A 22,038-nucleotide genomic window follows, 5' to 3' on the forward strand; every position below is an offset into this window, starting at 1 on the left:
TCGCTTGCGAAGTGCAACGTCTAAGCGATTGAAGTGGTGTCGGTGGCGCCAACCAAGCCTTGTCGGTACTCGAGGGCTTCGGGTTCTTCAACGAACGTCATGAGTTCGCCGGAGAGTTCGGTGAGTGAGTCTCTGGCTTCCGCGGGGGTGACCCTGAAGAACTCCTTGCGGTTGTTGACGCGGTTGACCCGCCGGTCGGCGAACCGCTGATGCATCTCGCGTTCGATCTTGACGGCGTTCTCGGAGAAGTAGAGCGCGTGCACGTCGAAGATGAAGGGGACGGAGGCGTCGCCGAGTTCGCGAACGCGGTCCATCGGTTCGAGGCGCCGGGTCATGCCAATCTTGAGGACGCCCTCACCGAATGATCCGATGTTCGAGATGACGTAGACATGCCCGGCTGTGAGGGTCCGAGCGCGGAAGTCAACTGCCTCGATCTCTCCGATGACGCCTTCGAGCTGGAGCTGGAGGCGTGCGACCCCCTCCATGTCCCCCTTGGCGTGGAGTTGAGCGATGGCCTGACGGAAGTGCTGTTCTTCCTTGCGCAGCCGCTGCCGCTCCCTTTCGATCTCCTGCTCGACCTTGCGTTCTTCGCGTAGACGTTCGCGCTCCTCGCGCTCTCGTTCCTTCTCCTCAGCGACCTTCTCGAGGTAGTCGGCGGTCAGCTCGAGCTCACGGAGCCGGACCCGGTGGTACGGGACAGACACCGCGATGCTCATTGATACCCCCAGCTTGGCGATCGTGGTCGCGACCTTGTCCAGTCGCTCCTTGGCGCTATCGAGCTTGTAGGGCTTCATCGCGCGGACCAGGTTGTCCGCCTCGGCGTTGTATGCCCGAAGCATCAACTTGGAGATGTCGTTGACCATCTTCCGGCCTTGGGCCGCGGAGCCGTTGACCTGCCAGGTGGTGGTGGCGGCGATCGCTCCCCCGTCGCGCTTCACCATGGACCGGATCTGATCTTGGATGCGCGCAAGCTCGGCGCGGTAGGCAATGGAATCGTCGAGCGGGTGGCGGTACCGGTAGACGCCGACCTCTTGGAGGATCGCTGTCTCCTCCGTATCCACGACGGTTTGCCGCAGCGTCGTTAGTTGCGATCGGATCGCCTGTTCTTGGCGCTCAGCGTCAGTCTGGGCTGTTGTCATCGCTTGGCGCAGGGACCCTAGTTCGGCGTTGAGGCGATCTCGCTCTTCCTGCAGCTCGACGAGGTCCATGACCCTGAGCCGGGTCAACTCGGCGCGGAGCTGGTCGATCTCGGCGTGAGCCTCATCGAGGGCCTGTCCCTTGCCAAACAGTTTCGGCTTCGACCGCTTCGCCTCGCCAGATGGGGCGACTGGCGCGGTATGGGCCGTGGGCGACAGTCCCGGAGCGGTGCGGGGATGGGTGTGGATGGTCCACTGCTGGCCGTCCCACCAGCGCAGGATCGTGGAGTCGTTGGGGTCGGGGTACCAGCCTTGCGGTGTAGCCATCGGGTCGCCTCGCGTTCGGTCATGGGTCCTGATAGACCATCACGCAGCCGCCGGTAAGCGCATCGGTTTGCCCGAATTCGCCCGCTCGCGCCGCACGTAGGCGAACCATCCGTCCATGCTCGCGGTGCGTCTCTTCGCCGCGAGTTGGTGAGGCCGTCGCGGGACAGATTGCTAGGTCGCGATGGCCTCAGCCAGCGTGGGCGCGGGCCCAGTCGAGGACATCTGAGCGGGCTTGCTCGGGCGTGATGCTGAGCAGGCTGCCAATGTCCGTGCCCTGCTCGAGGATGCCTTGGGCGATCTGGTCACCGACCCAGTAGCCCGAGCGGGGCGGAATCCCCTCTCGGGTCTGGTTGCGAAAGTGGGGCGCAACCACGTCATGGTCGTCTGGCACGTCGTGATGCTGCATCAGGTGCCGCGCAAGCATGCGGCTGCTGCCATGGCAGTCGTGCACCCACGCCTGATGATGCTCGTCCATCCAGAGATAAGCGCTGTCCGAACGCCCCGTCCGCAGGACACGCGAAGTCGCAGTCGCGGCCCCCTCCAGCATGACCGCACGAGACGAGGCGTAGGTGCTGGCACGGGCGGCCGGCGAGCGCTGTCCTTGCACGACGTGACTGAGCTCGTGGACCACGAGGAGGTCGTCGCAGGGCGGCTCGCCCAAGTACTCAAGGGCGAGGAACAGGGTGCGCCGGCCGTTGAGCTCGGCCACCCAGCCGTTGGAAGTGTGTGTGCCCACCATCAGCACTGCATGCAGCTCGTCGTCCAGGAGGTCGTAGTCCCTGAACTCCTGCTCGGCCTGGGCCAGGAGCTGACGTGCCCGCTCCTCGGCCAACAGGATCTGCTCTCGGAGTGCTGGAGCCTGACGTGCCGCCCGCGACCGTGCCCCTCGATCGCCCCAAGCGCGGTAATAGACATCGAAGACCGACGGGAACTCGGCTTCCTACGAGCCGAGCCAAGCCCGTGTGCGGTCCGCGGCATCGTGGTGCTTCGCCACCTCCAGCCACGCCCGGACCGTAGACACCACCTCCATCCCGCCACACTTGCACGTTCGGCACATCAGCCACACCGGCTCTGCGCGTCAAGCAGCAGGCGACCTTCGGTCTGCGTCACTTCGCCGCCTGGCGGTGCAGGTCCGGATCGCATCAATCGTGTAGCCCGTACAGTTGAGTCTTGGAAGCCGCAGTTAGGACTCGCGGCCCGGATCAGACTCCACGGCGGACGGTGGCCGACCTTGGCAGGGGCTTCGTGCGTAGGGTGATCCAAATGGAGGGGAACCCCAGCACGGCGATCAAACTCGACTGGCTACCGGAGGACCTGGAAGGCGTCGCGCTCCGGCTCGCACGGGTGGACCAAAGCGCCTTCGAAATAGGAGATCTCGCGATGCGGTGGTCTATGCATCCCCCCGTGGAGCTGCGGCAACTCCGGCGGCGTAATGGAGAGGCAGAGCTCGTCGTCTCCGAGATTCATCAGGTGCCGCCCCTGCTGTGGCTGCTCTTTAGTGAGGCCATCAGTCACCTCCGTGCATCTCTCGACAACGTCCTCTGGTACATCGTGTCGCTCGAGCACGAAGAGATATCGGATTCTGTCGCCCGTCGAGTCGCTATGCCGATTCATAGGGACGCGCATAGCCTCTCGAGGTGGCTCAAGGCGCGCGTCGAGGACGGTCTTCACGTCTTCCGTGAGGACGGCCCAGTGGCGAAGCGGCTGCGCGAGCTACAGCCCTTCGCGACAACGCCGGCTCGAATCCCTTCAAACAACCCGACACTCGCCGCGATGTTGGGCTGCGAGGTGGAGGACGCGCACCCGCTCCTCTTACTGCAGGGGTACTCCAACGACGATAAGCATCGAGCTATACGGATCGCAGTGGAGCGAGAGCGGGGCGGCCCGACAGACCAGTCCCCATCCGATCAGGGGTGGTTTCGCGAACTGAAGGTGGGCGACGTCGTCTCAACAACACGATGGGGCGAACCACTCGTCTACGAGTCGAGCGCAGCTGCTCTCGTTGAGCGGCCCTCTCCCTACAGCGCTCTAGTAGCCCCAGCCACGGAGGTAGCACTCCTTCACGGGTGGGTGGCGACAGTCGCAGTGCCATACCTGGTGCAAGGGACGCCGCACTTGACCGGGCTCCCGTATCAGGTTGAGCTCTCCGACTCTGCCGGCAGCAACCGCGATCGGCTCCTAGCGGGAGGAGGCGTCTCTGCTTTGGAACGGCTGCGAAAGCTAACCACAGATCGGTTGACAGCCGCCCGCAGCGCGACTCCAACGTTTCCTCCAACGAGTCATGAGGATGACGAACCCTATGCGAGGTAGTAGGTCCTCACGACCTTCCACCTATCTGACGAGGTCGTGATCGGGGCGTCGCCACGGCACCTCGGATCACTTCGTGACACGGGTATGCCGATCTGGCAGCCACTCAGCCTCGACGGGGCGAACGACCAAGACCGCCCGGACACGGTGTGCTCCCTCGGCGACCGCCGGCGCGCGACGATCCTCCCGGTGTCCAGTATCTAGGCGGGTGGGCCGGTAACCGCCCTACGGGACTGCTCGATGCGATCAGCCGCCACGTGATCCTCAGGACACGCAGACGTAGCGCGGCGGCTCACACGGCTCGGAATGGTCCATCAGCGCCATACCGGCGTTGAACTAGTTCAGCCGCCGAACGCGTATGGCTCGACGCATTCCTTCGACGCTCATTTTGCCAACTTTGATGTACGCCTTGGGACGGTAGGCGTACCGGTACTCGTAGTAGTACTCGTCTTGCTTCCAAATTGATCCATCTGTTAGTTGGACGATCGTCTCCCCCGACCACCCTTGCCAGCTTCCGTCAACGTAGAGAGCCATGCCTCGAGCGTGGCGGAAGCCTCCGACAAGCCTAAAAAAGCCAGCTGGTCATGCGCAGATGGTGAGTCATACCGCCGCGAGCTGACCTGCCGACTTTTCAGTGCGGGAGGTCGATCTGGTGGTCTTTTGCGGGAGGAAGGTAGGGCGTGATGTTGCGCCAGGCTCGCTCGATGTACTGCTCCTTCTCTCCGACCGGAGCCACGTAGTGCAGGGCCCCTTCGGCGTCCTCGCGGCCACGCAGGCGGGTGATGACCCACGCCGCGAGGTACTGCGAGGCGAGGCAGCCGCCGGCGGTGGCGATGTTGTCGAGCGCGAAGAACGGCTGGTTGAGGACCTCGACTCCGGCGGCGATGACCCATGGCTTGGTGGTCAGATCGGTACACGCCGGGATGTCGTCGAGCAGCCCCAGGCGGGCGAGGACAAGCGCTCCGGAGCACTGTGCGGCAATGAGCTGGCGCGCGGGATCCAGGCGACGCAGGACGTCCATGATGGAGGGATTCTCGACCACCTCGCGAGTGGCGATACCGCTGCCGATGATGACGGCGTCCGCCTCGACGGCCTCCTCCAGCGTGGACATCTGCTCGATGACGACGCCGTTCATCGAGGTCACTGCTGCGGCCGGGGTGGCGATGGCGACGCGCCAGTCCTTGTCGTCGATGCGGTTGAGGATGCCCAGGGCGATGAGCGAGTCCAGCTCGTTGTAGCCCTCGAAGGTCAGGATCGCGACGGGCATCAGCAGGGTCACTTTCGGTTCGGGGTCCTCACCGTAGGGCGCCTGTGGCAGAACTGTTCAAGGATTGTCCTGCATACAATCTCGTGGTGGCCGTCGCTCGCTACAAACCTCTCGTTGATGCACTGACCGCCGACATCCGGGCTGGTCGGTTGGCCGCCGGGGCTCGGCTGCCCACCCATCGCCAGCTGGCCGCCCGCGAGAACATCGCCGTCGTGACCGCCACCCGCGTCTATGCCGAGCTCGAGGCGGCGGGTCTGGTGAGCAGGGAGCAAGGGAGGGGCACCTTTGTCCGCGACCTGGCCCTTCCCGCCGGGCACGGCATTGACCAACACGCGGTCGCCGGTGACGTCATCGACCTGAACTTCAACTATCCCGCGCTCCCCGAACAGGGCGACCTCCTGCGTCAGGCGCTGCGTGACCTGGCCGGCGCTGACATCGACGCGCTCCTGCGCTACCAGCCACACGCCGGTCGCATGGTGGATCGCGCCACCGTCGCCCAGCACCTCACCCTGCGCGACGTCTTCGTACCTCCCGAGCAGGTGCTCATCGTCGACGGCGCCCAGCACGGACTGGCCGTGACCCTGATGGCCACCACCAAGCCCGGGGACGTGATCGCGGTCGACGCGCTGACCTACCCCGGCTTCAAAGTCATCGCGTCGGCCCTGCACCTGGAGATGGTCAGCGTTCCGATCACCGAGCACGGACCCGACCTCGATGCACTGCAGCGGCTGTGCCGCACCCGACCCGTCCGGGCGATCTACACGATGCCGACGCTGCATAACCCCCTGGGCCACGTCATGACCACCGCCGACCGGCAACGCCTGGCCGACATCGCCCGCACGCACGGTGCTCTCCTCATCGAAGATGCGTCCTATGCCTACCTCGTCGACGACGCCCCGCAGCCGCTGGCGACCATCGCGCCCGACGTCACGGTCTACGTCTCCGGGCTGTCCAAGAGCTTGGCCACCGGCCTGCGCGTCGGGTTCATCGCAGCCCCCGATGGTTTGATCCCAGCTCTGGAACGGGCCGTCCGCGCCACGACCTGGAACACTCCCGCCCTGACCGTCGCCATCGCGTGCCGCTGGATCCACGACGGCACCGTTGGTCGGCTCGAGCAGCACAAGCGGGACGACGCCACCCACCGACAGGCCCTTGCCCGAGGGGTGTTCGCCGGGCATCCGTACATCTGCCACCCGCAGTCGTACTTCATGTGGCTGCCCCTCCCCGAGGACGCCCGCGCAGATCGCATCGCCGCAACCTTGGCCGAGCAACACATCTCCGTCTCCACCGCCGAGCCCTTCACCGTCACCTCCCCCACCCCACAGGCACTGCGCCTGGCACTCGGCTCGGCCAGTCTGGCAACCCTGACCGACACCCTGACGACCGTCGCTCGTGAAGTCCAGCTCGACTCCTCACGCTGACTCCTGCGCCAACGACGACCACCTCAAACCCAGCACACGACAACGAAGCTCGCGATGCGCACGCTGATCGGCACCTGCGGGAGTTTTGATGAGCGTCAATTCTCCGCCTGCCGGGTCACTCCCCGTCGGTCATCGCGGCCGTCGAAGCCGGTCCTTCCATGGCAGCCACCTCGCTCGCCCGGACGTGCTTTGGGCTGGCCATGAGCCCCACAGTGTGGCGCAGGTCGACGAAGGCTACACAGCCGTAAGAGTCAAGGAGTTCCACTCACGACGACGGCTCATCGAGACGCTTCAGAAGTCGGCGATGCAGGCTTTCAGGGACGCGGCCGCACCCGTCGACGGCTTTGCTCGCACGATCTTGGTCAGCGAGTGGGAGAACGCGAGCAATGCACCTGAGAACAACTTCGAGGCTCTCTGCGATGACCTCAGCCCGGCGGGGGTCGACGCCTACGCGGTCTTCCGCTCGATGAGCATGGAAGACCACGCCAGCGTCCTGCTCGCAGACCGATGGCTCGACCCACCGGAAGAAGGTGACGAGTCGGGTGGCTCCCTCCGACTGCTCCCGCGCGAGGATCCGGATGGCCCCGTGTGGATGCACATCGTGGGCGCATTCTTGGTCTGGGCCGGCCGGGTGGTCGATTTCTTCGATCGCTAGAAGGTCCGGCGCAGCGAGCTGCGACACGCCGCCCGGGCACGAGGGGTGCCGGAGGTGCTGAAGCCCAGTGACAGGTACTAGCGCGGATGCGCAGGGCGAGGGCGAAGGCAGCCGAATGACCGGGCACTTCGGACACACCACCAGAAGGACAAGCAACCTCGTCCAAGAGCGGCCGTCCTCGATGGCGCGACTGACTCGCAGATTGGACGCTGCGCACAGCACTCACACAGCCACCACCTAGAGGATCGCTGAAACCCGTTCCTAGGTTTACCGGCATGACGACACCGACCGCATCCCTCCCCCACGCCTTCGTGTCCCGCCGCTGGTTCCTGGGAGGGGCCGCCGTCGCGACGGCGGCCCTCGCCGGGTGCGCGGCCGGCTCCTCCGGATCCACGTCCGCCGGCACGACCGCAACGGCCGCCTCCAGCGCGACCGCGACCGGCGAGGCCGCCTCCGGCAGCGTGGCGGCCCTCGCCCAGGCCTTCCTCGCCACGTTGACCGACGACCAGCAGGCCACCACCTTGCTGGACTACACCCTGACCAACGCCCAGGCGTGGTCCAACCTGCCGCAGGCCCTCCTCGGTGCCAGTGGAGGCGGCCCCGGAGGCGGGATGGGCAACAGCGCCCCGCGCGTGGGGCTGAGCATCGGCGAGCTGTCCGATGAGCAGCTGAGCGCGTTCGAGACCTTGCTCAAGGCCGCCACGGGAAGCAAGACCGGTCTGGGCTACGACGAGATCACCCAGCACCTCAACGCCGACGACTACCTCGAGGCCAACGGCGGTGGGAACGACTACGGCCGCGCCAACTACTACGTCGCGATCCTCGGCAGCCCGCAGGACTCCGGCACCTGGGAGTTCCAGTTCGGCGGTCACCACCTGGCCGTGGCCAACACCTACACCGACGGCGCCCTCGCCGGCGCCACACCCTCCTTCCGCGGGATCGAACCGAACGCGGCGTTCGACCTGAACGGCACGACGAACCAACCGATGAAGGTCAAGGAAGCGGCCTTCCAGGCGATGCTGGCCGGCCTGTCCGACGACCAGCTCTCCTCGGCTCGCCTCTCGGACACCTTCTCCGACCTGGTCCTTGGCCCGGGGCAGGACTGGTCCTTCCCCACCGACAAGCTGGGCGTGCAGGTGTCGACCCTCTCGAGCGAGCAGAAGGACCTTGTCCTGGCCGCCGTCGCCACCTACGTCGAGGACGTCACCGACGCCGACGCGGCCACGATCCTGACCCGGTACACCTCCGAGCTGGACCAGACCTACATCGCCTACTCCGGCACCACCCAGCTGACCGAGCAGAACGACTACGTGCGGATCGACGGCCCCTCGGTCTGGATCGAGTTCTCGATGCAGCGCGGAATCGTGCTGTCGGGCAACCACCCCCACTCGCTCTGGCGCGACCGGACGACCGACTACGGCGGCACGAAGAGCTGATGGCCCACACGCCCACAGCTTGGTCTGGACGGCTCGCTCTCGGACACCGGGCCCGAGCCGTCCTGACGGCCTGCCTACTCCTGGTCGCGTCCCTGGTCTCGTTCGCTCCGAGCGCCTCGGCCCACGTCGTGCCCACCTCCAGCGTGCGGCTGAACGTCGGCGAGAGCAATATCGAGGCGACCCTCGCGATCCCGGCCTCGGACCTCGAGGCCGCCAGCGGGGTCGCGCTGGGAAACGCCTCCACGTCCGCGGTCGACGCATCCGCCGATGCGCTCAGGACCTACCTGCTCGCGCACCTCGCTCCGCAGACCACGGACGGCATCCCCTGGACAGTGGTCGTGCAGGGTCTCACCGTCCGCACGGCCGGTGACCGGTCGACCACGGGGATCTACCAGGAGGTCGTCGCCGACGTGCTCATGACGCCACCCACCGGTGGCGACCTCCACCACTTCGACCTCGGGTACGACGGCGTCGTGCACGCCGTCGCCAACCACGTCGTCGTCGTGACCGTGACCTCGGACTGGGCCAACGGCACGGTCGGCGAGAGCCGGGAGGTCGGGGTGGTGCGGCGGGACACCGTGACCAACACCGTCACGCCGTTGACGGTGGACCTCGGTGCCGGCAGCACATGGCGAGGCCTGCGCAGCATGGTGGGTCTGGGCATCCAGCACATCAGCGAGGGAACCGACCACCAACTCTTCCTCCTCTGCCTGCTGCTACCGGCGCCGGTGCTCGCCACGCGGCGTCGCTGGTCCACGGCCAAGGGGGTGGGTGCGACCCTGCGCAGCATCGTCGCCACCACCAGCGCCTTCACCCTGGGCCACTCCCTCACCCTGGCTCTCGGGGCCCTGGGCGTCACCGCTCCCGCCGCCATCGTCGAGCCGCTCATCGCGGTCAGCATCCTCGTGGCTGCGATCCACGCGATCCGCCCGCTCTTCCCCGGACGAGAGGCCGCCGTCGCCGCCGGGTTCGGCCTCGTGCACGGCCTGGCCTTCTCCGCCACGCTGCAGGAGCTGGACCTGTCGGGCACCCAGCTGGTCCTCTCCCTGCTCGGCTTCAACCTCGGCATCGAGCTCATGCAGCTGCTCGTGGTCGCACTCGTCGTGCCGCCGCTGGTCGTCCTCGCCCGCACCCGCGCCCACTCGCGCCTGCGCACCGCAGCCGCGCTCGTGGTCGCCGTCGCGGCCCTGGGCTGGCTCGCCGACCGGCTCGGCCTGCCCAACCTCATCGCCACGCTCGCCGACCAGAGCCACGTCGCGGCTCTCCCGATGCTCACCACACTCTGGCTCGGAGCGGTCCTGGTCATGGTCCGCCGCCACCAGAGCGCGCCTGCCCCCGCGTGATGTCCCCTCTGACCCAGGTGACCGAAGCATGCAATGGCGCGGTCGCCGCTCGTGGCCACGAGCCGGCACCTTCCTCAGGCTGAGGCTACGTCCGCCACAGGACCGCGACAGGCGCCCGTCGGAACCTGTGATGACGAGCGGCCACCCGGCCGCCGACCGACCCCAGGAGCACTCCATGCGACGCAAGACCATCGGCCTGGCCGCCGCCTCTCTCGCGGCCGTCGGCGCCATCGCCCTCGGCGGCGCGAGCATCGCCTCGGCCGCCGACGACTCCACCGCCTCCCCCAGCCCGTCCACCTCCGCCTCGGCGTCGGCCGGCGACCACGGGCGTGGGTCGCAGGACACCGCCGTCACCGGCAGCGAGGCCGACAAGGTCATCGCCGCCGTCAAGGCCAAGGACGCCGCCGCCACCATCGACACCGTCCGCAAGGACCCCGACGGCTCCTACGACGCCCTCGGCACTAAGGACGGCAGCCCCGTCTTCTACGACGTCAGCGCCGACCTCCAGACCATCACCGCCAACACCCACGGACCCGGCGGCGGCCGGGGTGGCCGCGGCGGACCCGGCGGCGGGTCGCAGGACACCGCCGTCACCGGCACCGAGGCCGACAAGGTCATCGCCGCCGTCAAGGCCAAGGACTCCACCGCCATCATCGACACCGTCCGCAAGGACCCCGACGGCTCCTACGACGCCCTCGGCACCAAGGACGGCACCCCCGTCTTCTACGACGTCAGCGCCGACCTCAAGACCGTCACCGCCAACACCCACGGACCCGGCGGCCACGGCCCGGACGACTCGTCGGACAACGGCACGACGAGTTCCGACCCCTCCGACGCCAACGCGGCCACCACGAGCGCCTCCACGACAGTCACCGTCTGACCTCACCCCGAGCGGCCACCGGCTCGACACGTGTTCGGACCGATGCTCAGGGCACCTGACGGCGCCTCGCCCGACGTGACGGTCGGACGAGGCGCCGAGGTGTCGGTTCGGTGCATGCAGCCAAGGCCCGCTGTCTGGCTCCCCGGGCTGCGCTCCGCCAGAGGCAGGCTCGAGAGAACCGGCGTGAAGTCGCGTCCTCGACGTCACCATCCGCCACAGCCACCGCCGCGAGCAGGAGACTGCGCCACCTCACGGCCACGTCTCGCCCCGGGGAGCCCGGGCCCGCAGATGTCCGAGGCGACTGCTCAGGAATCGACCACCCGATGCGGTGGGTAGATGCTCCTGACCATCTCAGGAGCGCCTGAGACCTCCAGCCTCGAGTGTGTGCCGTCCGACGTCATCTGGTGACGGGGAGGCGAGGACGCGCAGCCGCTGGGCGATGGTCTCCGGGAAGGCGTCGTTGACCCAGCCTCCAACGCCGCTCTCGGAGCCGGCGAGGTACTTGAGCTTGCCGGGAGCACGCAGGACTGTCATTAGCCGCAGGAAGAGGCGGGAGTCTTCGCGGCCCTCCCGGGCCGGGGCGTGGTGCCACGCCGCGATGTACGGCATCGCGAACCTATCGGCCGCAGAACCCTCACTTGGTCTCCGGAGCCCCCCAACGCGCGCTGCAGATCACCGTCAACCGGCCCGACTGAACCCGCTCACGGCTGACGAGGAGAGCACGGAGCAGCGGCGCGTTGGTCGCTAGGCGGATGGGTGTCGCGCTCCGCCCCAGCGGACAGGCGCAGCCTCCCCCATCGTGCGAAACGTCGGGATCCGGACGAACAAGGCATCTACGTCACTCGCCACGACCCGGATCAGCCGTCCGCTCCGGTACGCGCACAGCTCCCCCGCCGCGATCCGTCGCCGTAGCGTCTTGACGCTCACCCCCGTCCGTCGGGCTGCCGTGGCCAGGGACTCCAGGTGTCGATCTGCAGTGAGCGGCATACGACCACCTCCTCGCTCCCCAAGGGGACCGAACGAGGACCGGGTGGACCCCGGAGGCCATTCAGGGCGTCGGAGACCGGCCGCGCCCCATAGGGATGCCAGACGGCAGCAGCGCGCCCCAACGCTCCGACACGGTTGACGCCTGAGTCAGCGATCGTGCCCAGCGTCACGGGGGAAGTCCTCGATCCCGCAGACGGGACTATCGGGCCCTTGCGATGGCTCTAGGCCGACAGAGACCTCGCTCAGAAGATCCATGGCCATTGTCGCCGGTACAAAGCAACTCCGAGCTCGTGGCCAGCGCATCGGTGGGCCGATAGCCGCCGATTCCTCGGAGTGCCAGGTCAGCACCAGGACCTAGGGCGGTGAACGACGAAGAGCGCCCGGTGAACCAACAGCGTGCGTGCGATGGCCAAGGATCGGATCGCACGCGGATCGCACGCGCCGAAACGAAGACGGCCCCTGTCCTGCATTACTGCAGGTCAGGGGCCGTTTCTCGTGGTGGGCGATACTGGGTTTGAACCAGTTGCTTTGCCCGCCCTGACGGACTTGGCAGAGAGCTGGTCAGACGACAGAGCGCCGAACGGCACCGAGCCGCGGGGCGGTGCAGGTAATCATGTCGTCATGGGCATCTGGGGCGCAGGCATCTTCTCGGACGACCTCGCCGAGGACGTCCGCGAGGAGTACCGGCAGCTCGTGGGTGATGGCGTCCCTAGCGCCGAGGCGACTCGACGCGTCCTTCAGGAGTTCCTCGAGGAGCCCGAGGATGGGCCGGTGGTCTGGCTGGCGCTCGCCGCCACGCAGACGGCGTTGGGCCGACTGGAGGACGAGGTCAAGGCCAGGGCCGTGGAGTTGATCGACGGCGGGACCGCGCTCGGGCCGTGGCGCGATGGACCTGCATCGGAGCTCCGGGCTCGCAAAGCCGCCCTGGCGCGCTTGCGCGGCCGCCTCGTCGGACCCCAGCCGGAGCCGAAGAAGGTGCGCCGCGAGTGGCGCCCCGACACCACCCTCGCCGCCGGCGACGTCCTGGCGTGGCGCAGCAAGGACGGGCGGGCCCGTCTCCTACGGGTCGTGACGATCGAGAAAGCCCGGAACGGGACCTGGCCGATCCTCGAGCTACTCGCCGGCCTCTGGGACGAGGTGCCGTCGCACGAGTTCATCAACGCCCTGCCGGCAGCCTCGATCAGCCGGTTCGGCGGCGGCCCCAGCAACAACGGCAGCCCGAGGCGCTGGACCGCCTACCCCTTCCACTACGGCGAGCCCGGCTGGGAGAAATCCGGGTTCACGCGCATAACGACGATCGACCCCCGTCCGGGCGACGAGCGCGCACGAAGCCGCGAGGACATGCCGTGGCCCCACCTGGTCAAGCAGCTCCAAGAGCTAGAGGGCGACGGTATCGCGTCAGCCTGAACGTCACGCATACAGACCGCTGCACAGGCGCCTCAGGTCTGTCCGCAACGCCGCCAGGACGTTCGTATTGCCTGGCATCGGCCGGCGCCCATCCACCCGTCGGCGGGTGCGCAGCCACTACCCCAAGCCCTGCCCTCCGGATCGCTGGCCCGACGTAGCGCGGGCGCCCAATGGCCGGGAAAGGCCACGTTCCGGCAGCTCGCTGACTTTGCACGGGTGTGCAAACGATGCATATCCGATGCAACCGGTATGCGAAAGGGCCTCTGTCCAGCGTTTCCGCTGGTCAGAGGCCCTTTGAGTGCGCTCCCCCGGTTGGACTCGAACCAACAACCTGCCGATTAACAGTCGGCTGCTCTGCCAATTGAGCTACAGGGGAAAGTGCTGCCGCAGGGTCGCCGCAGCAGCGCCGCAACGATAGCAACACCTGACCCGCGGGCAGAAATCGGGGGTCAGTCGAGCCCGACCTGCTCGCGCACCCGGTCGATCCCGGCCTGTACGTCGTCGGCGACACCGGGGTCGGAGATGCTCACGCCTCGGCCCAGCACCGCCTGGCTGAGGAGGGCGTCGGTCGCCAGGTCGCGGCGCACGACGACCTTCGCGGTGCCCTTGCGGCCGACGTCGATCGTCTCGGCGAGGACCACGGAGGCCTGGACGCGCTCGCGCAGCGTCTCGGGGAACATCCCGGGCTCGGTGAGGGCCTGGCGCAGCGGCGACTCGTCGTCGACCCACGTGATGCGCAGGACGCCGTCCTCGCTCCACAGCCCGGCGTCGACGAGGTGCCACGGGCGCGCCCGCCGCACGACGGGCGCCGCGCCCTCCCCGTCGCCGGGCCCGACGACGTAGAGGCGATGACGGCCCGCCACGAGCGTGGTGCCGAGCCCGTCGCCGGCCCACGCGAGCAGCTTCTCGCCGTCGGTGGGGTCGATGGCCGCCGCGACGTCGGCGGGGACGCCCGGCGAGCGGAACCCGGTCCAGCGCAGCTTCACGAGGTCACTCCCTGCCGCAGGCGGACGCGTTCGAGCTCGAGCGCGTGCAGGACGGTCGTCCGCTCACGCAGCGCCTCGGCGTCGACGTCGGGGTCGTTCTGGACCCGCCGCAGCGAGGCCATCGCGTCGGCGATGCGGCGGGTGAGGTGGGCGTCGCGGACGCCGTTGGCCAGGCTGTCGAGGTAGCGCTGGGGCGGCATCCCGGTGGAGCTGTCGTAGCGCACCGGGAGCGGCGCGACCGACAGCTCGGCGACGAGCGGCCGCACCGGGGCCGCGACCGCCTCACCCACGGCGGCGACCCAGGCGGAGGTCGAGCCCGTGCGGTGCCCGGTGGACGCGGCGAGGCGCACGCCGTCGAGGACGGCCCGGTGCGCGGGGGCGGTCAGCGCCTCCGTGGGCAGGCCGTCGAGGACTGACTCGGGGTACTGCGAGGGGTACTGGAGCATCGTCTGGAGCAGCTGGCGCTCCGCGGCCACGACCGGGTCGCGCAGGTCGGGCATCGGCATCGCCGGACCGCCCTCTCCCGGCGCGGGTTCGGTGACCTCGTCGGTGCCGCTGTGGCGGCGGTCGGGACCGTCGTCGGGGACGGTCAGCTTGCCGGCGCGCCGCACCGCGTCGGCGACCTGCTCGACCTCGACACCGAGCCAGCCCGACACGGTGCGGACGTACTCGGGTCGCAGGCTGGTGTCGCGGATCGAGCCGATGATCGGCGCGACGGCCTTCATCGCCTGCACGCGCCCCTCGGCGGTCTCGAGGTCGAAGCGGCGGATGGTCGTGCGGACCGCGAACTCGAACATCGGGACGGCGTCGTCGACGAGCGCCCGCACCTCGGCGTCGCCACGGGCGAGCCGCAGCTCGCAGGGGTCCATCCCCTCGGGGGCGACGGCGACGAACGACTGCGCCGCCCAGCGCTGGTCCTCGCCGAACGCCTTCATCGCGGCCTTCTGCCCGGCGGCGTCGCCGTCGAAGGTGAAGACGACACGGGCCGGGGCGTGGTCGGCCTCGTCGCGCATGATGCGGCGCAGCAGCTTGACGTGGTCGACGCCGAAGGCGGTGCCGCACGTGGCGACCGCTCCCCCGACGCCGGCCAGGTGGGCCGCCATCACGTCGGTGTAGCCCTCGACGACGACGGCGCGCCGGTCGGTGGCGATGGCCTTCTTCGCGAGGTCCAGCCCGTAGAGCACGGTCGCCTTCTTGTAGATGGGGGTCTCGGAGGTGTTGAGGTACTTGGCCGCGATGCGGTCCTCGTCGAAGAGGCGCCGCGCACCGAACCCCACGGTGTCACCGGTGGTGTCGCGGATCGGCCACACGAGCCGGCCGCGGAAGCGGTCGTAGAGACCCCGGCTGCCGCGCCCGCTGAGGCCCGCCGTCGTCACCTCGTCGTCGGTGAACCCGCGCTGCAGCAGGTGACGCGTCAGGGCGTCGCCGTCGGCCGGGGCGAACCCCACCCCGAAGGTCGCGACGGCGCCGGAGTCGAAGCCCCGCTCGCGCAGGAAGTCGCGCCCGACGCGGGCATCGGCGCGCGCGCGGTCGAGCAGCATCCCCGTGTAGTACTCCTCGGCGACGCGGTGGGCCTCGACGAGCCGCGAGCGCTTGCCGAGCGAGACGCCGCCCTCGCGGGGGCCGCCGCCCTCCTCGTAGCGCAGCTCCATCCCGACCTTGGCCGCGAGGCGCTCGACGGCCTCGGAAAAGGTGAGGTGCTCGACCTTCTGGACGAAGCTGATGACGTCGCCGCCCTCGCCGCAGCCGAAGCAGTGGTAGCTGCCGACGGCCGGGCGCACGGTGAAGCTCGGCGTCTTCTCGTCGTGGAAGGGGCACAGCCCCTTGAGCGAGCCGACGCCGGCACCGCGCAGGGTGACGTGGTCGCGCACGACGTCCTCGATGGAGGACCGCTCCTTGACCGCGGCGATGTCCTCCGCCCTGATGAGACCCGGCACCCGACCTCCCTTCGTCCGCTGCCGAGTCTAGGTCGTGCCGGCGTCAGGCCGACGGGCGGCGGCACCACGCCCGGTGCAGCGCGAGCGCCCGGACGTCGGTGAGCGAGGCGACCTGGTCGACGACGACCCGCAGGGCGGCCGCGTCGTCGCCCGCGGCGTCGAGGTCGGCGCGCAGGTCGGCATCGAGCCGGGCGGGGTCGGAGCGGTAGGCGTCGACGAGCTCGGCGACGACCTCCCGCTGCATCTCGTAGACCGCGACCCGCTCGGCGGCGAGCATCACGTAGTGCGCCGCGACCGCCTTGAGCACCGCGCACTCGGCGCGCGCCTGCGCCGGCACGACGAGGGTCGCCCCGTGCCGGGCGAGGGCGTCGTCGCCGTACGCCGCCCGCGTCTCGACCTCGACGGCGACGGCGAAGCGGCCGATGAGGCGCGAGGTCATGTCCTTGAGCGCGGCGAGCGCGGCGCGGGAGCCGTCGTGGGCCGCCGGGACGACGCCGGAGGCCAGCACGCGCTCGAGGGCGGCGCCGAGGACGTCGGCGCCCAGGCCCGGCTCGTAGACCCGGCCGGCGACCTCGAGGACGGCGTCGACGTCGGCCCCGTCGCGCAGCCGGCGGGGGTCGAGCCACCCGGAGGCGATGGCGTCCTCGACGTCGTGCACGGAGTAGGCGACGTCGTCGGCCCAGTCCATCACCTCGGCCTCGAACGCCCGGCGCCCGACGGGGGCGTCGGCGCGGAACCACGTGAAGACGTCGAGGTCGTCGTCGTAGACCCCGAACTTCGTCGTCGGGGTGGGTCCTTCGCCGCGGCGCCACGGGTACTTGGTCGTCGCGTCGAGGCTGGCGCGCGTGAGGTTGAGACCGGCCGGGCGGCCGTCGGCGTGGGCGCGCTTGGCCTCGAGCCGGGTGAGCAGGCGCAGGGTCTGGGCGTTGCCCTCGAAGCCCCCGACACCGGCGGCGACCGCGTCCAGCGCCGACTCGCCGTTGTGCCCGAACGGCGGGTGCCCGAGGTCGTGGGCGAGGCAGGCGGTGTCGACGACGTCGGGGTTGCAGCCGAGCGCGGCGCCGATCTCGCGGCCGATCTGGGCGACCTCGAGCGAGTGGGTCAGCCGGTTGCGGACGAAGTCGTCGGACGAGGGCGCGACGACCTGGGTCTTCGCGGAGAGCCGGCGCAGCGCGGAGGAGTGCAGGAGGCGGGCCCGGTCGCGGGCGAAGTCGTCGCGGTCCGAGCGCTTCTGCGCGGGGTCCTCCGCGACCCAGCGCTCGCGGTCGTGCGCGGAGTAGGTCACCCGCCGGAGCCTACGACCCGCGCGCGGCCTCCGCGGCGGCAGCGGCCCGCGCCACCCAGGCCGGGGGCGTGCCGTACCGCTGGAACTTGACGAGCCGCCCTGCCGCGCAGTCCTCGACGAGCTCGGCGAGGCGCTTGTCGCGGGTGGCCTGCAGCTTGGCGTCACCGAGCCAGTGCGTGACGATCTTGCGGTAGCTGGGGGTCGCGACCGCCCAGAACGCCGCGGCGGCGGGGTCGGCGGCGAGGGCGGCCTCCTGCTCGGCGGTGAGCGACCGCTCCGGCTGCTCGAAGGAGTAGGTGCCGGTGCGGTCCTCGCGGCGCAGGGCGAACGCGGCGAGGCCGCTCGGCTGCATCCGCCCCTGCGCCGTCAGCTCCTCGACGGCGCGGACGTTGACGGCGCTCCACGTGCTGCCCTTGCGGCGCGGGGTCCAGCGCTGACGGCGGGCGTGCTCGTCGATGCGCTCGGCGCGGCTGTCGATCCATCCCCAGCACAGGGCCTCGCGCACGGCCTCCGCCCAGGTGATGCCGCCGCGGCCGGAGTCCTTCTTCCACAGACCCATCCAGAGCTCCGGCGCGGTGTCGTGGTGCGCCGCGAGCCAGCGGCCGAACTCCGCGCCGTCGGCGAAGAACAGCGCCGGCTGCCCCGCCGTGCCGCCCGGGGTCCCCGTCGACTCGCTCACGCGGGCCATCCTGCCGCGCCCCACCGACACCGCGCAGCCCCGACGGCCGGGGCGCGGCCACGCGGAAGGTCCCGCGGCACCCGGGAGGTCCTGCGCGGCCCGGGAGCATCCGCGAACGGAGCCGGTCAGTCGACCGCAACAGTGGGATGTTTGAGCGAGTGCACCTGCTTGCCCGCCTGCCACGCCACGATGTCGAGAGCACGCAACCGGGTGATGCTCACTGCCGTGCCAGAGGACTGAACAACCGCGTCGAAAAAGTCAGGATCCCGCCTGAGATCCCTCCTCATCTCAGCGGCGAGCAGTGGCACGAACTCACGCCATGACCTGGACCGTGATCGCTTGATGGTGCTGCCCGGAGCCTCGACGTAGGTCCGCCACACGAACTTGTCGTATAGGGGAACGAGAGCGGGCCGCTTCCGATGCACGATCTTCGCGAAGATGGTGCCGCGCACGCCAGGGATACCGTCGTCCACCAAAGCGAACAGATTCCCAAGAGCCTCGATCGTTCCCTCGCCAGCGTCCTGCAAGCCGAGGTCAAGAGGCAACGGTCTGAGCCGCCTTTCGATCTCGGTTCGAACGCCCTGCAGCTCGTAGAAGGCGTCGAGTTTGACCGGGACGTTGAGAAGGCCGGGAGCGAGCAGGTCACCGTCGGAGAGCCGATCCGAGTCGCCACCTGCGCAGTAACCGTCATAAGCCGGATATCCGTATCCCCCGACACCGCGCAGATAGGTCTGGGCAGACGCCAGCGCCTCAGGCCTGTCGAGCGTCACCCCGCCGACCTCCAGTCGGTTGTCCATCTCTCCCACTACGCTCCCCCATTCTTTGAGCCTCGAGCGCCCGCCGACCCCCGGGAGCGAGCATGCCGCTCGCTAGGACGAACACGGGCTCACCGCTCCGCTTCATGAGGCGTCCAGCCATGACGACGCAGTCTCCCTCGCTCACAGCCGGAAGTCGAGAAGCCGCCATCGGGAAGGCAACGACAGTCAGCCGACGCCCCCACGGCCACGCTGCCATGACGAGGTAGGCCTCGCGCGACTCTGTCCAACGCACTCGGATCATGCCCACTTCCGCCGTCAGCCGCCGGAGTGCGACGTGTTCCATCCTGTCGATGTCTTCAGGGCTGAGGCGAGGCAGCATCGACAGCGGCGAGAATGGACGGGACACGAACCAAGGCGTACTCGCGCCCACCGACACCGCGCAGCCCCGACGGCCGGGGCGCGGCCACGCGGAAGGTCCCGCGGCACCCGGGAGGTCCTGCGCGGCCCGGGAGCATCCGGGCGCGGCTCGCCCGGGCGGTGGACACGCTGGTCCACCTCCCGGTGGACCCGGACGCGGTCGGCACGCCCGTAGGGTCGAGGACATGAACCGCCGCTACCTGTCGTTCGCCGCCCTCGCCATCACCCTGCTCTACGGGGCGAGCTTCGCGCTCTTCGACGGCGGCGCGCCGAAGGGCTACGCGGCGATCGGCGGGGTCGTCGTGGCCCTGGCGTGGATCGCCGTCGGCGTCTTCGGCCGCGACACCGACCACGCCTGACGCGCAGCCGGACCCGGGGTCAGCCCCCGGAGACCGACAGCTCGGCCTGGGCCACCTGCGCCCGCTGGGCGTCGTCGAGCTCGCGCGAGAGCAGCCAGTTCTCCGGCAGCGCGACCACGCGCGGCGAGCCCGCCCGGCCGCGCGGCCCCTCGGCCGGCTCGCCGGGCCACGGCGCGTCGAGGTCCATCGTCGCGATGAGGTCGTCGAGCGCCGCGAGGGAGTCGACGAGCGCCAGCTGGCTGCGCACCGTCGAGCCCGCCGGGAAGCCCTTGAGGTACCAGGCGATGTGCTTGCGGATGTCGCGGCAGCCGCGCAGCTCGTCGCCGTCGTAGAACTCGACGAGGTACTCCGCGTGCCGGCGCAGCACCGACGTCACCTCGCGCAGGCCCGGCTCGACCCGGTAGCCGGACCCGGCGAAGGCGGCAGCCAGGTCCGTGAACAGCCACGGCCGCCCGAGACAGCCGCGCCCGACGACGACGCCGTCGCAGCCGGTGCGCCGGACCATCTCGAGGGCGTCCTCGGCGGACCAGATGTCGCCGTTGCCGAGCACCGGCACCGTCGTCACGGCCTCCTTGAGTCGGGCGATCGCCTCCCAGTCGGCCTGGCCGGAGTAGGACTGCGCGGCGGTGCGCCCGTGCAGCGCCACGGCGGCCACGCCCTCGGCCTCGGCGATGCGGCCCGCGTCGAGGTAGGTGACGTGGTCGGCGTCGATGCCGACGCGCATCTTGACCGTGACCGGCACGTCGTACGGCGCCGCCTCGCGCACGACCGCGCGGACGATGCCGCGGAGCAGGTCGGTCTTCCACGGCAGGGCCGAGCCGCCGCCCTTGCGCGTCACCTTGGGCACGGGGCAGCCGAAGTTGAGGTCGATGTGGTCGGCGCGGTCCTCGGTGACGAGCATCCGCGCGGCGAGACCGGCCGTCGCGGGGTCGACCGAGTACAGCTGCACCGAGCGCGGGTGCTCCTGCGGGTCGTGCGAGATGAGGCGCATCGTCTCGGGGGTGCGCTCGACGAGCGCCCGCGAGGTGACCATCTCGGCGACGTAGAGGCTCGTCGCCCCCGACGCCCCACCGGCCTCGAGCCCGGCCGCGCCGTACTCGCGGCACAGCCGGCGGAAGGCGCGGTTGGTGATGCCGGCCATCGGCGCGAGGACGACGGGCGACTCGACGACGTGCTTGCCGATGCGCAGCGGCGGCAGCACGGGCGCGGACGTGGTGGGGGCGGTGGTGGCGGTCATGGCGCCGTCCATTGTCGCCGAGGGAGGGCCGGATCCGTGAATCGGCCGCTACCGTGACGCGATGGCGCACCCGCCGATGTTCGACGAGGACGACCCGCTGCTGCACCGCCTGCGCGGGGTCGCGCTCGCGCTGCCGGACGCGGCCGAGAAGGTCAGCCACGGCCACCCGGCGTTCTTCACGACGAAGGTGTTCGCGTACTTCGGCGGCTCGCGCCGGGTCGACGGCGACTGGGAGCAGCACGAGCAGGCCGTCCTCGTCCTCCCCGACCCCGTCGAGCGCGAGGCCCTCCTGCACGACCCCCGCGTCTGGCTGCCGGCCTACCTCGGCCCGTCCGGATGGCTGGGGCTCGACCTCGACGCCACGACCGACTGGGACGAGGTCGCCGAGCTCGTCGAGTCCTCGTACCGGCAGACCGCCGGTGTGCGCCGGGTCAGGGCGCTCGACGCCCGCTGACCCCGGCGGCCGACCCGGTCAGCGCCGCGCCCACGCGACGAGCTCCCAGAGGGCGGCGACCGTCTCGGCCGGGTGCGTCAGTGGGAAGACGTGCAGCCCGCGCCGCACCGTGACGACGTGCACCCACGGCGCGGAGCGCGCGGCCCGGCGGAAGCGGCGCGCGTCGACGCGCAGCTGGTCGAGCTGCCCGTTGACGAGGAGCACCGGCGCGGTGACCTCGGCGAGCATCGAGGGGCGGCACTCCCCCATGACGCCGGCCCACGCGGCGGGGATGCCGTCGAACCCGTAGCCGGCCTCCTTGAGCAGCGCCGCGAACGCCGGGGGCAGCATCGTGTCGAACTGGCGGTCGAGCGCGCGGGACATCCGGTCGGCCCCGAGCCGCTGCTCGACGCCGGCGATGGCCCGGTACAGCGCGGCGCCCGGACCGGCCGGGACGGCGGACGCCCCGAGCAGCGCCAGCCCGGCGAGCCGGTCGGGATGCCGTGCCGCCCAGGCCATCACGAGGTAGCCGCCCAGGCTGTGACCGGCGAGGACGACCGGCACGTCCGGGTCGCCGCCCTCGACGGCCTCCCCGACGACGGCGAGCGCGGACTCCCACGAGAACGTCTCGCCGCGACGGCTGCCGTGCGCCGGCAGGTCTGGCAGGACGAGCTCGACGTCCGGGCCGAGCAGCGCCTCGTAGCGGGCCCACATCGCGTGGCTCAGCTGCGAGCCGTGGACGAGGACGAGCCGGACGGGGCGGGGCACGGCGCCATCCTCC

21 protein-coding genes and 1 tRNA gene are annotated in these 22,038 nt (G+C 69.9%); 9 read left to right on the top strand and 13 right to left on the bottom strand.

All coding sequences use genetic code 11. From position 1 onward, the window contains the following. Window positions 1-20: 20 nt before the first annotated feature. Window positions 21-1,463, bottom strand: a complete 1,443-nt coding sequence (locus tag HL663_RS15195; RefSeq protein WP_173029152.1) for an SNIPE associated domain-containing protein — start codon at window positions 1,461-1,463, stop codon at window positions 21-23. 187 nt (window positions 1,464-1,650) lie between these two features. After that, window positions 1,651-2,295: a DUF2268 domain-containing putative Zn-dependent protease gene (locus tag HL663_RS15200; RefSeq protein WP_173029153.1), complete on the bottom strand. Its 645-nt coding sequence runs from the start codon at window positions 2,293-2,295 to the stop codon at window positions 1,651-1,653. Window positions 2,296-2,726: 431 nt separating this feature from the next. Here HL663_RS15200 and HL663_RS15205 point away from each other — a divergent pair, with 431 nt between their 5' ends. Then, the gene (locus tag HL663_RS15205; RefSeq protein ID WP_173029154.1) at window positions 2,727-3,773 is read left to right on the top strand and encodes a lyase family protein; all 1,047 of its coding nucleotides are present in this window, start codon (window positions 2,727-2,729) and stop codon (window positions 3,771-3,773) included. A gap of 628 nt (window positions 3,774-4,401) precedes the next feature. Here the strand turns inward: HL663_RS15205 and HL663_RS15210 are convergent. Further along, window positions 4,402-5,049, bottom strand: coding sequence for a DJ-1/PfpI family protein (locus tag HL663_RS15210; RefSeq protein ID WP_216842587.1), 648 nt, complete (start codon window positions 5,047-5,049; stop codon window positions 4,402-4,404). A gap of 74 nt (window positions 5,050-5,123) precedes the next feature. On the opposite strand from HL663_RS15210, the gene HL663_RS15215 reads away from it, so the two are divergent. From HL663_RS15215 to HL663_RS15235, 5 genes are all read left to right on the top strand, one after another. Further along, the gene (locus HL663_RS15215; protein WP_173029155.1) at window positions 5,124-6,458 is read left to right on the top strand and encodes an aminotransferase-like domain-containing protein; all 1,335 of its coding nucleotides are present in this window, start codon (window positions 5,124-5,126) and stop codon (window positions 6,456-6,458) included. Between the two features lie 214 nt (window positions 6,459-6,672). Further along, window positions 6,673-7,113 (top strand): hypothetical protein, encoded by a 441-nt coding sequence (locus HL663_RS15220; RefSeq protein ID WP_173029156.1) that lies wholly within the window; start codon window positions 6,673-6,675, stop codon window positions 7,111-7,113. Between the two features lie 275 nt (window positions 7,114-7,388). Beyond that, a complete protein-coding gene (locus HL663_RS15225; protein ID WP_173029157.1) occupies window positions 7,389-8,549 on the top strand; it encodes a DUF3500 domain-containing protein in 1,161 nt (386 codons plus the stop codon). Between the two features lie 128 nt (window positions 8,550-8,677). Beyond that, the gene (locus HL663_RS15230) at window positions 8,678-9,892 is read left to right on the top strand and encodes a HupE/UreJ family protein (RefSeq protein ID WP_173029158.1); all 1,215 of its coding nucleotides are present in this window, start codon (window positions 8,678-8,680) and stop codon (window positions 9,890-9,892) included. 175 nt (window positions 9,893-10,067) lie between these two features. Then, the gene (locus HL663_RS15235; RefSeq protein ID WP_173029159.1) at window positions 10,068-10,772 is read left to right on the top strand and encodes a hypothetical protein; all 705 of its coding nucleotides are present in this window, start codon (window positions 10,068-10,070) and stop codon (window positions 10,770-10,772) included. Between the two features lie 351 nt (window positions 10,773-11,123). Here HL663_RS15235 and HL663_RS19205 read toward each other — a convergent pair whose 3' ends face one another. Together HL663_RS19205 and HL663_RS19470 are read right to left on the bottom strand one after the other, a co-directional pair. Further along, the gene (locus HL663_RS19205; protein WP_216842588.1) at window positions 11,124-11,306 is read right to left on the bottom strand and encodes a hypothetical protein; all 183 of its coding nucleotides are present in this window, start codon (window positions 11,304-11,306) and stop codon (window positions 11,124-11,126) included. A 210-nt stretch (window positions 11,307-11,516) separates the two neighbouring features. Then, window positions 11,517-11,759 (bottom strand): helix-turn-helix domain-containing protein, encoded by a 243-nt coding sequence (locus HL663_RS19470; protein WP_173029160.1) that lies wholly within the window; start codon window positions 11,757-11,759, stop codon window positions 11,517-11,519. A 621-nt stretch (window positions 11,760-12,380) separates the two neighbouring features. Between HL663_RS19470 and HL663_RS15250 the strand changes: the two genes are divergently transcribed. Next, complete coding sequence (locus HL663_RS15250) at window positions 12,381-13,166, top strand: hypothetical protein (protein ID WP_173029161.1); 786 nt, start codon at window positions 12,381-12,383, stop codon at window positions 13,164-13,166. A gap of 303 nt (window positions 13,167-13,469) precedes the next feature. On the opposite strand, the gene HL663_RS15255 is transcribed toward HL663_RS15250, so the two are convergent. The 6 genes from HL663_RS15255 to HL663_RS15280 form a co-directional block, all read right to left on the bottom strand. After that, window positions 13,470-13,542, bottom strand: a tRNA-Asn gene (locus HL663_RS15255). Window positions 13,543-13,615: 73 nt separating this feature from the next. Continuing rightward, window positions 13,616-14,152, bottom strand: a complete 537-nt coding sequence (locus HL663_RS15260; RefSeq protein WP_173029162.1) for a hypothetical protein — start codon at window positions 14,150-14,152, stop codon at window positions 13,616-13,618. Further along, window positions 14,149-16,089: a DNA primase gene (gene dnaG / locus HL663_RS15265; RefSeq protein WP_173029163.1), complete on the bottom strand. Its 1,941-nt coding sequence runs from the start codon at window positions 16,087-16,089 to the stop codon at window positions 14,149-14,151. Before dnaG ends, HL663_RS15260 begins: the two co-directional genes overlap by 4 nt. A 43-nt stretch (window positions 16,090-16,132) precedes the next feature. Beyond that, window positions 16,133-17,374 carry a deoxyguanosinetriphosphate triphosphohydrolase gene (locus HL663_RS15270; RefSeq protein ID WP_173029164.1) on the bottom strand — a complete coding sequence of 414 codons (1,242 nt, stop codon included), beginning with the start codon at window positions 17,372-17,374 and terminating at the stop codon, window positions 16,133-16,135. Window positions 17,375-17,384: 10 nt separating this feature from the next. Further along, a complete protein-coding gene (locus HL663_RS15275; protein ID WP_502709032.1) occupies window positions 17,385-18,053 on the bottom strand; it encodes a YdeI/OmpD-associated family protein in 669 nt (222 codons plus the stop codon). A gap of 125 nt (window positions 18,054-18,178) precedes the next feature. Beyond that, complete coding sequence (locus HL663_RS15280) at window positions 18,179-18,850, bottom strand: DUF6308 family protein (RefSeq protein ID WP_173029166.1); 672 nt, start codon at window positions 18,848-18,850, stop codon at window positions 18,179-18,181. A gap of 563 nt (window positions 18,851-19,413) precedes the next feature. Here HL663_RS15280 and HL663_RS15285 point away from each other — a divergent pair. Next, window positions 19,414-19,587 (top strand): hypothetical protein, encoded by a 174-nt coding sequence (locus HL663_RS15285; protein WP_169742091.1) that lies wholly within the window; start codon window positions 19,414-19,416, stop codon window positions 19,585-19,587. 19 nt (window positions 19,588-19,606) lie between these two features. On the opposite strand, the gene dusB is transcribed toward HL663_RS15285, so the two are convergent. Beyond that, a complete protein-coding gene (gene dusB, locus HL663_RS15290; protein WP_173029167.1) occupies window positions 19,607-20,824 on the bottom strand; it encodes a tRNA dihydrouridine synthase DusB in 1,218 nt (405 codons plus the stop codon). A gap of 61 nt (window positions 20,825-20,885) precedes the next feature. Here dusB and HL663_RS15295 point away from each other — a divergent pair, with 61 nt between their 5' ends. Beyond that, complete coding sequence (locus HL663_RS15295; RefSeq protein ID WP_173029168.1) at window positions 20,886-21,278, top strand: MmcQ/YjbR family DNA-binding protein; 393 nt, start codon at window positions 20,886-20,888, stop codon at window positions 21,276-21,278. Window positions 21,279-21,296: 18 nt separating this feature from the next. On the opposite strand, the gene HL663_RS15300 is transcribed toward HL663_RS15295, so the two are convergent. Further along, window positions 21,297-22,025: an alpha/beta fold hydrolase gene (locus HL663_RS15300; RefSeq protein ID WP_173029169.1), complete on the bottom strand. Its 729-nt coding sequence runs from the start codon at window positions 22,023-22,025 to the stop codon at window positions 21,297-21,299. Window positions 22,026-22,038: the final 13 nt, after the last annotated feature.

The sequence above is a fragment of the Arthrobacter sp. NEB 688 genome, assembly GCF_013201035.1.
In the GTDB taxonomy this organism is placed as follows: Bacteria; Actinomycetota; Actinomycetes; order Actinomycetales; family Dermatophilaceae; genus Phycicoccus.

What these genes read in the sequence shown, in the direction of transcription:
- HL663_RS15205 (WP_173029154.1), top strand. Translation starts at nt 2,727, where the DNA reads ATGGAGGGGAACCCCAGCACGGCGATCAAACTCGACTGGCTACCGGAG.
- HL663_RS15280 (WP_173029166.1), bottom strand. Translation starts at nt 18,850, where the DNA reads ATGGACAACCGACTGGAGGTCGGCGGGGTGACGCTCGACAGGCCTGAG.
- HL663_RS15295 (WP_173029168.1), top strand. Translation starts at nt 20,886, where the DNA reads ATGGCGCACCCGCCGATGTTCGACGAGGACGACCCGCTGCTGCACCGC.
- HL663_RS19470 (WP_173029160.1), bottom strand. Translation starts at nt 11,759, where the DNA reads ATGCCGCTCACTGCAGATCGACACCTGGAGTCCCTGGCCACGGCAGCC.
- HL663_RS15235 (WP_173029159.1), top strand. Translation starts at nt 10,068, where the DNA reads ATGCGACGCAAGACCATCGGCCTGGCCGCCGCCTCTCTCGCGGCCGTC.
- HL663_RS19205 (WP_216842588.1), bottom strand. Translation starts at nt 11,306, where the DNA reads ATGACAGTCCTGCGTGCTCCCGGCAAGCTCAAGTACCTCGCCGGCTCC.
- HL663_RS15225 (WP_173029157.1), top strand. Translation starts at nt 7,389, where the DNA reads ATGACGACACCGACCGCATCCCTCCCCCACGCCTTCGTGTCCCGCCGC.
- HL663_RS15195 (WP_173029152.1), bottom strand. Translation starts at nt 1,463, where the DNA reads ATGGCTACACCGCAAGGCTGGTACCCCGACCCCAACGACTCCACGATC.
- dusB (WP_173029167.1), bottom strand. Translation starts at nt 20,824, where the DNA reads ATGACCGCCACCACCGCCCCCACCACGTCCGCGCCCGTGCTGCCGCCG.
- HL663_RS15285 (WP_169742091.1), top strand. Translation starts at nt 19,414, where the DNA reads ATGAACCGCCGCTACCTGTCGTTCGCCGCCCTCGCCATCACCCTGCTC.
- HL663_RS15250 (WP_173029161.1), top strand. Translation starts at nt 12,381, where the DNA reads ATGGGCATCTGGGGCGCAGGCATCTTCTCGGACGACCTCGCCGAGGAC.